The 12,794-nt window shown below is 36.4% G+C and carries 7 protein-coding genes and 1 riboswitch; of the genes, 2 read left to right on the top strand and 5 right to left on the bottom strand.

The window, feature by feature from the left end:
• Positions 1-7 precede the first annotated feature (7 nt).
• Positions 8-1,021, bottom strand: a complete 1,014-nt coding sequence (locus DWB61_RS06710) for a homoserine O-acetyltransferase family protein (protein WP_125030134.1) — start codon at positions 1,019-1,021, stop codon at positions 8-10.
• Between the two features lie 120 nt (positions 1,022-1,141).
• Positions 1,142-2,458 (bottom strand): O-acetylhomoserine aminocarboxypropyltransferase/cysteine synthase family protein, encoded by a 1,317-nt coding sequence (locus DWB61_RS06705; protein ID WP_125030133.1) that lies wholly within the window; start codon positions 2,456-2,458, stop codon positions 1,142-1,144.
• Positions 2,459-2,892: 434 nt separating this feature from the next.
• A riboswitch (SAM riboswitch) is annotated at positions 2,893-2,999 on the bottom strand.
• A gap of 305 nt (positions 3,000-3,304) precedes the next feature.
• On the opposite strand from DWB61_RS06705, the gene DWB61_RS06700 reads away from it, so the two are divergent.
• Positions 3,305-3,823, top strand: coding sequence for a GNAT family N-acetyltransferase (locus DWB61_RS06700; RefSeq protein WP_125030132.1), 519 nt, complete (start codon positions 3,305-3,307; stop codon positions 3,821-3,823).
• Between the two features lie 279 nt (positions 3,824-4,102).
• Positions 4,103-7,372: a S41 family peptidase gene (locus DWB61_RS06695; RefSeq protein ID WP_125030131.1), complete on the top strand. Its 3,270-nt coding sequence runs from the start codon at positions 4,103-4,105 to the stop codon at positions 7,370-7,372.
• Positions 7,373-7,504: 132 nt separating this feature from the next.
• On the opposite strand, the gene DWB61_RS06690 is transcribed toward DWB61_RS06695, so the two are convergent.
• The 3 genes from DWB61_RS06690 to DWB61_RS06680 form a co-directional block, all read right to left on the bottom strand.
• Positions 7,505-8,005, bottom strand: a complete 501-nt coding sequence (locus tag DWB61_RS06690; RefSeq protein ID WP_125030130.1) for a shikimate kinase — start codon at positions 8,003-8,005, stop codon at positions 7,505-7,507.
• A gap of 31 nt (positions 8,006-8,036) precedes the next feature.
• Positions 8,037-10,637: a DNA gyrase/topoisomerase IV subunit A gene (locus DWB61_RS06685; protein WP_125030129.1), complete on the bottom strand. Its 2,601-nt coding sequence runs from the start codon at positions 10,635-10,637 to the stop codon at positions 8,037-8,039.
• A gap of 87 nt (positions 10,638-10,724) precedes the next feature.
• Positions 10,725-12,563, bottom strand: a complete 1,839-nt coding sequence (locus DWB61_RS06680) for a DNA topoisomerase IV subunit B (RefSeq protein ID WP_125030128.1) — start codon at positions 12,561-12,563, stop codon at positions 10,725-10,727.
• Positions 12,564-12,794: the final 231 nt, after the last annotated feature.

The following is a 12,794-nucleotide window of genomic DNA, read 5'->3' as shown; positions in this document are numbered from 1 at the left end:
CAATGTTCTATTTATAAAATGATTGAATAACCTTTGTTAATTGTTTTTGCTCCAATAAAAATCCGTCGTGTCCATACAAAGAACGAATCTCAGCGTATTGAGCTCCAGGAATATTTTGAGCAATAAACTTTTGTTCTGCTATCGGAAAAAGTAAATCAGACTCTACACCAATAACCAGAGTCTTCACTTCAATCTGACTGAGTGCATTTTTTGATGAAATTCGCCCTCGTCCTATATTATGCCCATCCATTATTTTTGACAACTGCCAATAGGAATAAGCATTAAAACGATTTGCCAATTTTAGTCCTTGATAGTTCTGATAAGAACTGGCTTTAAAATCATCCTGCTTATCCGGTTCTGTTTCGCTTTGCGTATCCTGATAGGTCTGATAATTCCGATAACTCAATAAAGCAATCGATCTTGCCGTTTTCATTCCTTCCAAACCAGCATTTTTATTCGACTCTTTCCAAGTTGAATCAACTGAAATAGCCATTCTTTGCGATTCGTTAAAGGCAATTCCCCAAGCTGAATGTTGTGCATTACTGGCCAGAAAAACCAAATGTTCCAAGTGTTCATTCAAGTTGTAAGCCCATTCTAATGCTTGCATACCACCCAATGAACTCCCAATCAGTGTGTGGATTTTATCAATTCCCAACTCTATTCGTAATAATTCGTGAGCTGCAACCAAATCACGAACCGTCAATTGTGGAAACTCATGGTAAAATAGTTTTCCTGTATTTGGATTTTCACTTAAAGGACCTGTGCTGCCATAGCATGAACCCAAAATATTGGCACAAACAATAAAATGCTCCCTGGGATTAAAGAAATCTTCTTGGCCAAACAAACCTGCCCACCAATCAAAAACATCAGAATTGGCTGTGAGTGCATGGCAAACCCATATCACATTATTCTTCTGAGGATTATACTCCCCATAAGTATGATAAGCAATGGTAATATCTTCTAGTCGGTATCCAGACTCCAAGATTAAACCGTCTTTATATTTGAAATGTTTTGGATTCACGCTTTCTATGTTTGTTGTGTTTGTCTAATAGATTATTGATAATCGCTTAATCAGTAGGGCAAAAGATAATTCAGTTAGTCTGAGCTTAAGGAATACTCAGACGAACTAAAATTATTGTCACTAATCAGCTATCTCTAAAATGGCCTTCTCAACAGATTGCTGGATATCAGCTTTAATATCATCGATATGCTCGATACCTACTGAAATTCTTAATAGGCCTGGTTCAACTCCAGAATCTTTTTGTTCCTCTAAACTCAACTGTTCATGGGTTGTGGAACTTGGATGAATGATTAAGGTTTTGGCATCTCCCAAATTGGCTACATGCGAAAGTAACTCCACACCATCTACCAATTTGTCAGCAATATTTTTTCCTCCTTTTACTTTGAAAGTCAGAACGGATCCAGCTCCTTTTGTGAAGTATTTCTTTGCTCTCTCGTAGTATGGACTCGATGGTAAACCTGGGAAATTCACTTTTTCAACCCAATCTTGTTCCTCTAACCATTTTGCTAAAGCATATGCATTCTCAACATGACGATCAAGACGAAGTGATAATGTTTCTAATCCTTGTAACAGTAAAAAAGAATTGAATGGACTTTGTGAGCAACCATAATCTCTCAAACCTTCAACTCGAGCACGAATTGCAAAAGCTATATTACCGAATGGTCCATCTGATCCAAAAACATCCCAAAATACCAAACCATGATAGCCCTCAGATGGCTCTGAGAATTGGGGGAATTTTCCATTGCCCCAATTATAATTTCCACCATCAACAATCACTCCACCTACAGCGGTTCCATGTCCACAAATCCACTTGGTTGCAGATTGCACAACCACATTGGCTCCGTGATCAATCGGACGAAAAAGGTAACCTGCTGCTCCAAGTGTATTATCCACTATCAGTGGCAAATCATACTCTTTGGCAATAGCTGAAACCTTTTCAAAATCGGGAATTGAGAATTTTGGATTAGGCAAAGCCTCCACATAAATCGCTTTAGTATTCTCATCAATCAAAGGCACAATTGTTTCTGGCGCATCAATATCTACAAAGCGACACTCAATACCTAAACGCTTGAACTGAACTTTGAACTGATTATAAGTTCCTCCATAGATTTGGGCAGCACTCACAAAATTATCCCCACATTCAAGGATGTTGGTTAAAGCTAAAAACTGTGCTGCTTGACCTGAACCGGTCGCAACTGCTGCAACACCACCTTCAAGAGCTGCAATTCGCTTCTCAAAAACATCGTTAGTAGGATTCTGTAAACGAGTGTAAATATTCCCGAAAGCTTTCAAACCGAAAAGGTCTGCTGCATGCTTCGAATCGTTGAATGTATAGGCTGTTGTTTGATACAAGGGTACCGCTCTTGAATTTGTAGTTACATCAACTTCCTGACCTGCGTGCACTTGCAATGTTTCGTATCTTAAATTTTCAGACATAGCTATCTTAATTTTTGGATAGAGTATTCCTCTCTGGAAATATCACTTTCCGTGGTTTTTAATATGGATTTGAAAAAATAGTGTGAGTCTGGAACCATTGACTCAGCTTGGCACAAAACATTAATTTTCTGAGGTACAATACATCTAAGATGACTATCCTATTTCGAAATAGATTGTACAATTCCCTTGCTCTGAATAAAAATCAGATACAATAAATCACAAAAAATAATGGTTTTGAGTTCCCTTATCGGAGTTGTTTTATACGCACCGGCATCTAAAAAAGGGGAAATTTTATAGACAGAATGCGTTACAGCATACGCATCATCATTTGCATTCGCATTACCTTAGAAGATATGCTTTGAAATTGCAAATGTAAACTCAGCTCCTGTGGAGCTACCTGATGGATGTAATGATTTTCTGTCTTCATAGTTTCTAATTTATATTCACCAATCACTTGGTCAGGATTTGACACCTTTCGGTTGTGGTACCGCGGTTGTCAGAAGGTCATCGAGCCTGTTCTCTCACTTCTTCTGTATAAATTATGGCCTCTAAAACGAGGTTTCTTCTCTTATAACTGTGAGCAAATGTAGAGATGTTTTTTTAATATCCAAATTTCAACCTTATTATTTTTGTCTAAACAAGAATATAATCCAAACCAACAAGCCTTGAAAATCAACAAATTAAACTCTCACGTTATTTTTTCAACAAAATTATTAATCTAGCAACAATGGAATTTCTTATCTCAAAGCTTAAAATCGTAATGCTAAAATATAATAATCAAAGTCATATTTTTTCTATTCCTTCTTTCGTATATTTATCGCAATTCTGAACCTTAAATATCAAACGATGAATATTCAAATCCGCCCTGAACACAAAAATGACATATCTACCATATCAATGATAAACGACATGGCATTTGGACAAGAAGCCGAGGGGAATTTAATCGTAAAGCTACGCAAGAAGAAAAGCTTTATTAAGGATTTATCCTTAGTTGCTTGCATGGGAAATGAAATAATTGGTCACATTCTATTCAGTAAAATCACGATTAAAAATGACACTGAAGAATTTGAATCACTGGCTTTAGCGCCAATGTCTGTTATTCCTGAATTTCAAGGCCTTGGAATTGGCTCTCAATTGATAAAAAAAGGTTTAGAGAAAGCCGCAAAACTAGGTTACGAATCGGTCATCGTTTTAGGTCATGAAAATTACTACCCTCGATTTAATTTCACACCTGCAAGTCGATTTCAAATCTCTTGCCCATTCGAAGTTCCAGATGCCTCCTTTATGGCTCTTGAATTAAAAAAAGAGAGCCTTGGCAGCGTTTCTGGCTGTGTGATTTATCCCAATGAATTCAATAATTTATAATTTACAATAATTACTTATTAAAGTAAATAGTTTATCTAACAATACACTTTTGCTTTTAAGAATTAGGTCCAATATTAAATAAGCTTCCTCAAAGAGTACGAATCCGTACACTCCTTGTTCGTAGACGAACAAGAATAAACAAAACCCAAAAACTACTAACGCCTATAATTGTGTACGATACAATTTATGGCACAGTATGTGATAGTGAATCGAATCTGCAATCTATTTTTCTTTAAATAAATTGCTTTTGACTCTTTATTCAAACTAACAAACTGAGACATGATAAAAAAGTTATTTTTCATTACAACTTTCTTAGTTGCACTGGCAAAAAGTCTTTTAGGAGCAGAATCTCCAACCTGGCTTCGTTATCCTGCAATTTCACCAGATGGTACAACTATCGTTTTCCAATACCAAGGAGATATCTTCAAAGTAGACGCAAACGGAGGCATGGCAACTGCCATTACATCTAATTCTGCATACGATACACAACCAGTTTGGTCTCCAGATGGTAAGACTATTGCATTTGCATCAGATCGTTTTGGGAACTTTGATATCTTCACTATTTCTATTGAAGGAGGAAGCCCCAACAGAATTACCTATCATTCTGGTAATGAAAAGCCAAGTAGCTTTACTCCTGATGGGAAATACATCTTATTTTCAGGACTTATTAGTGATACACCTAAAAATGCTATGTTTCCATCGGGAGGCGTACCCGAATTGTATAGCATCTCAGTAAATGGTGGTCGAGAAAATCAGATACTGACTTCTCCTGCATTAAATGCTAGTTACAGCTCGGATCAAAATTTATTGCTTTATCAAGATCAAAAGGGTTACGAAAACCAGTGGAGAAAACATCACACCTCATCAGTAACTCGCGACATTTGGATTTACGATGTAAACAACAAAAAACATCAAAAATTCTCTTCATTTAAAGGTGAAGATTTAAATCCAATATTCAGCTCAGACAATAAAGACGTCTATTACCTTTCTGAAAAAGCAGGAAGTATGAATATTTGGAAAGCTCCTGTAAATAATGCCTCGGTATTAACTCAGGTTACCCATTTTGAAAAACACCCTGTTCGTTTTATAACGATTGCTAATAACAATACTTTAGCATTTTCATATAATGGTGATATTTATACTCAAGCCGCAAATGGACAATCAAATAAGGTAGAAATTAGAATCAACGCTGATATTAAAGAAAATCCAATTGTTTATAAGCAAATGAGAGGTGGAGCTGGTGAAATGTCAGTTTCTCCCGATGGAAAAGAAGTTGCATTTATTGTTCGTGGTGAAGTCTTTGTTACTTCTGTTGAATATGGAACAACTAAAAGAATTACCAATACGCCAGAACAAGAGCGTGGTGTCAGTTTCAGCCCTGATGGGAAAGCTTTATTATATGCTTCTGAAAGAAATGGAAGCTGGAACCTTTACCAAACTAAAGTGGTTCGTGAAGTCGAGACAAATTTTGCAAACTCAACACTACTAAAGGAAGAAGTTGTTTTAGAGTCGACACCTGAAACCTTCCAAGCTAAATTCTCTCCCGATGGAAAAGAAGTTGCTTTCCTTGAAGAGCGTGTTATTCTTAAAGTAATAAATCTAGAAAGTAAAAAGGTTCGCACGATCCTTGAAGGAAAATGGAACTACTCATACAGCGATGGCGATCAGTATTACGATTGGTCCCCTGATGGCAAATGGTTCTTAGTCAATTTTTACCCTCATACTTTATTCATGTCTGATGTCGCATTAATCGATGCTCAAGGCAATAAAACGTTAAAAAACATTACAGAAAGTGGTTACTCCGACAACTCTGCAAGATGGTCTTTAAAAGGTAAAGCAATGATTTGGTTCACTGACAAGCGTGGCTTTAGAAGTCACGGCAGTTGGGGTTCTCAAAGTGATGTATACGCGCAATTCTTTACGCAAGAAGCCTTCGACGATTTCAAATTATCGAAAGAAGAACGTGAGATAAAAGAAACCGTTGAGAAAGAAGCCAAAAAGAAAAAAGAGGAAGCTGAGAAAAAAGAAGACAATAAAAAGAAAGGTAAGAAGGATAAGAAAAAGAAATCTGAGGAAAAAGATGAGAAAACAGACGAAGCTTTAAAAATCGATTTCTCTGGTTTAGAAGATCGTCAAGTTTGCCTTACAATTAATCCTTCTAGGCTTTCAGATGCTATTCTTACTCCTGATGGAAAGAAATTATTTTACCTAAGCAAGTTCGAAGATGGATACGATCTTTGGGTTAATGATTTGGTTGAGAATGAAACTAAAAAAATTCTAGATCTTAAAGGTGGTGGTGGTGCTATGCAATTCGACAAAGATGCTAAAAACCTCTTCTTAATGTCTGGTAAAAGTATTATTAAAGTTGATGTTGCAAGTAATAAGCGTAAAAACATCAGCTATAATGCTGAAATGTATCTTGACAAAGCTGCAGAACGTGACTATATGTTTGAACACGTATGGCGTCAGATGAAGAAGAAATTCTATGATCCAAAACTACACGGTGTAGATTGGGATTTTTATAAAGAAGAGTACAAACAATTTCTACCACATATTACTAATAACTACGACTATGCAGAAATGCTAAGTGAGTTATTGGGTGAATTAAATGCATCTCATACAGGATCTGGTTACCGAGCAAGCTCACCTAACGGTGATAATACAGCGAATCTAGGTGCTTTCTTCGATTGGAACTATAAAGGTGACGGTCTTAAAATTGCTGAGGTTCTTGAAAAAGGGCCTCTTCATAAAGCAGATTCTAAAATTAAAGCTGGTGTTATCATTGAGAAAATTGATGGTGTTAGCTTAAATAAAGATAAGAGTCATTATCCTCTTCTGAATCACAAATCAGGTAAGCAGGTATTATTGAGTCTATACAATCCAGAAAGCAAAAAGCGTTGGGATGAAATTGTGAAACCGATTTCTTACACTGGTGATTTATTATACGAACGTTGGGTTAAGAACTGTCAGAAAGAATGTGACAAGTTATCTAATGGACGTATTGGATACGTTCATGTAAAGGGAATGAACTCGGCTAGTTTCCGTAAAGTTTATTCTGAGATGCTAGGGAAATACGGTACTCGTGATGCGATTATTGTTGATACTCGTTTCAACGGTGGTGGTTGGTTACACGATGATCTTATCACTTTATTGAACGGTAAAGAGTATGCTAAGTTTAGCCCTCGCGATCAGTTAATGGGATCAGATCCTATGTCTAAATGGAAAAAACCATCAGCTGTATTGATTAATGAAGGAAACTATTCTGATGCTTGTGCTTTCCCATATGCTTACCAATATTTAAAGATTGGTAAACTTATTGGTATGCCTGTTCCTGGTACAATGACTGCAGTTTGGTGGGAAACTCTTCAAGATGAAAGCCTATATTTCGGTATGCCTCAAGTGGGTATCAAAGATATGAAAGGTGATTATATCGAGAATCAACAAATTGAGCCAGATATTAGAGTTGAGAATAATTTTGAAATGGTAACTGAAGGTAAGGATCAACAACTACAAAAAGCTGTTGAGCACCTCCTACAGAATCTTAAGTAAGTATTAGTTTGTTTAAACAGCCATGTCTTCTCTTGAAAAAGAGGAACATGGTTGATTATAAATGAAAAACGGTTAATAAAAAAAATGGCTAGTCAGAAAGACTAGCCATTTTCATTTATTAAAATTTCAGTCTTATTCAAGCAACTGTCTTAAGTCCTCAAGCTTTAAACCATTCACATTAACACTTAACTGTGCCTGCTGATAAAAAGGTAATCTTTCACTAAGATGATTGGCAATATAGGCTTCAAGCTCATTTTCAGGAATAGCCTTTACGATAGGGCGTTCTCCATTAGATTTTAGAATGTTTTGCTTTAATATCAATGGGCTTGCTTCCAGAAAAAGAGTCTTACCCATAACATTCATTTTACCCATATTATTGTGAAAACAAGGAACTCCTCCTCCTGTTGAAATTACAGCGGACTGTTTCAAATTCTTAACTGAATCAAGAGCTGCTTGCTCACGAACACGAAAAGAAGATTCTCCAAACGCTTCAAAAATCTCGGGAATACTTAACCCCTCTCTCTGCTCAATCAATTCATCCAAATCGATAAAATCGTAATTCAATGAATCGGCCAAGAGTCTACCCCAGTAGGATTTTCCACAGCCCATATAACCAATTAGAAAAATGTGCATAATTGTCGTTTGATTTAATCCACTAAGCAATTTAGGCTTCAATATTTACCTCTATATCATCTGGCACATTAGTATCATCTACAAGCTCTGCATCTTCAAGTTCTTCACGAACTAGCGGCTCTATTTCTTTAATTTTAGCCACATCATAAGTGGTTAAACGCTTACCTCTAGCCTTGAATGATTTCACCGTAATAAACTCTTCTGCATCTATTATATCAAGTGGTCTATCGGCCTGAGAACCTCCATATTTAATTTGAAACTGTGGGTAAACTTCATCAGATAGACAAACAAGTTTACTGGCCTTATTATCGCCAATAAAACTTTGTGTTTTCGAATTACCATCCATCGTAAAACGCTTCAAGTAATAATACCCTTGATCTGCATCGAAGAAAACAGCAGTCCAGACCTTATTCATATCGAATTTCTCAATGATGCTAATCTGGTCAGAGTAATGATTGCTTAAATCGAAACTACTTAAATAGAACGTATTATTTCTAAGAACAACCAATATCTGATCTTCTCCTATAAACTCGCCTATAAAGTCACCACGCTTTTCAGTATTCAAGCGTAATACATCTGGATCGAACCAAACTTTTCTTCCTCCTAAGGTTGATATTCCTTCTTGTTTCAACGTGATTTTCTGAACAGGTGTACGGCTTAAAATATTCCCCATTGATGCACGTCCCTTAATTAAGAGGTCAGCAAAATTGTATTCAAAATTCAACTTTTTAATTCTGCCTTGAGGTTTCAAGAGGACGCGAATAATTTCAGCTTCACCATTGGGGTTAGAACTAAAATATATAATTCGAGAACCAAGTGTTTCCTTGGTTAGATTATATTCCTTATCGCGGGTTAAACCTGTAACATTAAATCGTTTTGCATAAGTAACACCCGCTTTTCCATCACGATAAACCACATTATAAATGGTTCGCTTATCGTTTTTACGGAATATGGATATATGCACTATATTTTGTCCAATAAATAATTTATCGGTAACCTTAGTAATGAAGTATGAACCATCCTTACGGAAAATAATCACATCATCAATATCTGAGCAATCGCATAAGTATTCGTCTTTCTTCAAGCTGGTTCCCAGGAATCCTTCAGCATAATTTACGTAAAGTTTTTCGTTAGCAACTACAACTTTACTGGCAACAATGCTATCGAAACTTCTAATTTCTGTCTTACGCTCTTTTCCTTTTCCATACTTTTTCTTAATCGATTGGAAATATCGAATAGTAAAAGGTATAATATTGGCGATATGAACTTTAATTTCTTCGATCTCATCCTCGATAGACTTAATAAAGTCAGTCGCTTTATTAATGTCAAACTTAGAAATACGCTTAATCTTGATCTCAGTCAATCGAACAATGTCCTCTTCATTTACCGCACGCATCAAATGCTTGGTATGGGGCTTTAATCCAATATCAATGGTTTCGATTACTGATTCCCAGGTCTCACACTCTTCAATATCCCTATAAATTCTATTCTCAATGAAAATACGTTCGAGTGATGCATAATGCCAGGCCTCTTCAAGCTCTGCTTTACGGATTTCAAGCTCTAATTTTAAAAGATCAACGGTTTTATCAGCTGAGCGTTTTAGAATCTCTTGAACACCAATAAATTTTGGCACATCATCTTCAACAACACAGGCATTCGGAGAAATAGAATACTCACAATCTGTAAAAGCATATAAAGCATCTATGGTTTTATCTGAAGAAATACCACTGGCCAAATGAATCAAAATTTCTACATCAGCAGCTGTATTATCATCAATTTTCTTAATCTTAATCTTCCCTTTATCATTGGCTTTAATAATCGATTCGATCAAAGTCGATGTTGTTTTACCAAATGGGATTTCAACTATCTTAAGGGTTTTATTATCAACTTTCTCAATACGTGCTCTCACCTTCACAGCGCCACCACGCAGTCCATCGTTATATCGACTCACATCAACCATACCTGCAGTTGGGAAGTCGGGATAAATCTCAAACTCTTCGTCTTTCAAGTATGCGATACAAGCCGCTATCAATTCATTAAAGTTGTGTGGCAATATTTTAGAAGCCAAACCTACAGCAATACCTTCGACACCCTGTGCCAAAAGTAGTGGAAACTTGACAGGTAAAGTTATCGGCTCCTTATTTCTTCCATCGTAAGATTGTTTCCAATTAGTTGTTTTGGCATTAAAAAGAACCTCTAAAGCAAACTTCGATAAACGAGCTTCTATATAACGAGGAGCAGCAGCAGAATCTCCGGTAAGAATATTCCCCCAGTTTCCTTGCATATCAATCAACAAATCCTTCTGTCCCAATTGCACCAAAGCATCACCAATTGAAGCATCACCATGGGGATGATACTGCATGGTATTACCGATAATATTAGCAACCTTATTGTATCTGCCATCATCGAGTTTTTTCATGGAATGCAGAATCCTACGTTGTACGGGTTTTAGACCATCGTTCACATAAGGTACGGCACGTTCAAGAATTACGTATGAGGCATAATCTAAAAACCAATTCTCATACATCCCCGAAAGATAGGTCACTTTTCGTAAGGCTTCAGAACCCTTCTCTTCATTGTGTCCATCTTTTTCTTCAGGAGTTTCCAAACCATTAGTCTCGTCGATACTCATTGATATTTAGTTTTATTTATGCTAGCCTAAAAAAACTAGATTTTTGTATTAATTATTTTATCTATTGACAAACCTACATTTCAATTATCATCCGTTGATCTCGTCACGCTCAACATGCAAATTCTCAATAATAAATTCTTGTCTGTCAGGTGTATTTTTACCCATGTAAAAGGATAGCATATCAGAAACAGAATCCTCTTTCTTCATCAAAACAGGATCTAATCGAATATCCTTCCCAATAAAATATTTAAATTCGTCAGGAGAAATCTCTCCTAAACCCTTAAATCGAGTAATCTCGGGATTAGCTCCCAACTGTTTCATTGCTCTTTCTTTTTCTTCGTCAGAATAACAATATTTTGTCGTCTTCTTATTTCGAACTCGGAACAAAGGGGTCTGTAAAATATACAAATGTCCACTTCTGACTATATCGGGGAAAAATTGCAGAAAGAAAGTAATCAACAACAAACGAATATGCATACCATCAACATCGGCATCCGTGGCAATAATCACATTATTGTAGCGTAAACCCTCAAGTCCATCCTCAATATTCAAGGCTGCTTGCAAGAGATTAAACTCCTCGTTTTCATAAACAATCTTCTTCGTCAGTCCATAAGTATTCAAAGGTTTCCCTTTCAAACTAAAAACGGCCTGCGTATTTACTGATCTGGATTTTGTAATCGATCCACTGGCCGAATCTCCCTCGGTAATAAAAATACTAGTCTCTGATTTATTTTCATGAGTCGAATTGAAATGAACTCGACAATCGCGTAGTTTTTTGTTATGTAAGTTCGCTTTTTTAGCGCGTTCCTTAGCAATTTTCTTAATCCCCGATATGGCCTTACGCTCCTTCTCCGACTCAAGAATTTTTCTGTAAATCGCATCAGATACTTCAGGGTTCTTATGCAAGTAGTTATCCAGATTGGAGGTCACAAAATCCATTATAAAATTTCGAACCGAAGGCCCATCGGGACCAATATCTTTAGATCCTAGCTTCGTTTTCGTTTGAGATTCGAAAACAGGCTCTTGTACCTTGATACTGATTGCTGCAATAATTGAGGTTCTGATATCTGAAATATCAAAATCCTTTTTGTAAAAATCGCGAACAGCCTTTACAACTGCCTCGCGAAATGCCGCTAAGTGTGTACCACCTTGTGTGGTATGCTGACCATTAACAAATGAGTAATATTCTTCGCCATATTGATGTCCATGAGTCATAGCCAGTTCGATATCCTCACCCTTAAGATGAATAACCTCGTAAAGACTTTTACCATTCATATTCTCATGTAACAAGTCAAGAAGTCCATTTTTAGATAAAAACTTCTTGCCATTAAAATATATTGAAAGACCTGCGTTCAAATAAACGTAGTTCTTAAGCATGGATTCAATATACTCGCTTATGAAACGATAATTCGAAAACATTTCAGGATCGGGATGGAAAGTGATTCTAACCCCATTATCTTCTTCGCTTGTCCTAATTTCTTCTTCACTAGTTAACTCACCTCTTGAGAAAACAGCTTTTTTCATCTCTCCCTCACGAAATGATTCTACGATAAATTCATTGGAAAGCGCATTTACAGCCTTAATACCGACACCATTAAGTCCTACTGACTTTTTAAATACAGAAGAATCATACTTGGCTCCCGTATTCATTTTCGATGTTACATCGATAACCTTACCCAAGGGAATTCCTCGTCCAAAATCTCGAATACAAACGGTTCGATCCGTAATATCAACATGAATTGATTTCCCAATCCCCATCGCAAATTCATCGATAGAGTTATCGATAACCTCTTTAATCAGGATATAAATACCATCATCATGAGAAGAACCATCGCCTAACTTTCCGATATACATACCAGGTCGTTTTCGAATATGCTCTTTCCAATCGAGAGTTCTAATTGAATCTTCTGAATATTTAGCTGTCATTTATTGAAGCGCTCAAAATGTTAACAAATAAAAGGTCTTTTATTATCGAGGACCTTAACCACGAAGAATAGGTTTGAAAAAGTGAATCAGCTTATATTAGTAACCTACACCCCTAATTGACCAATTACACTTGAATTATTATTATCTCTTCATGTGATTTCTGAGTTCAAAATAATCCTGAAAAATCAGCCACCCACAAATATAGCTAAAAGTATGACTTTTCCGAAAGTA

Source organism: Ancylomarina euxina (assembly GCF_003863355.1).
Taxonomy (GTDB): Bacteria; Bacteroidota; Bacteroidia; order Bacteroidales; family Marinifilaceae; genus Ancylomarina; species Ancylomarina euxinus.
The sequence above is the reverse complement of the archived record's forward strand: the minus strand, read 5'-3'. Positions and strand labels throughout refer to the sequence as shown.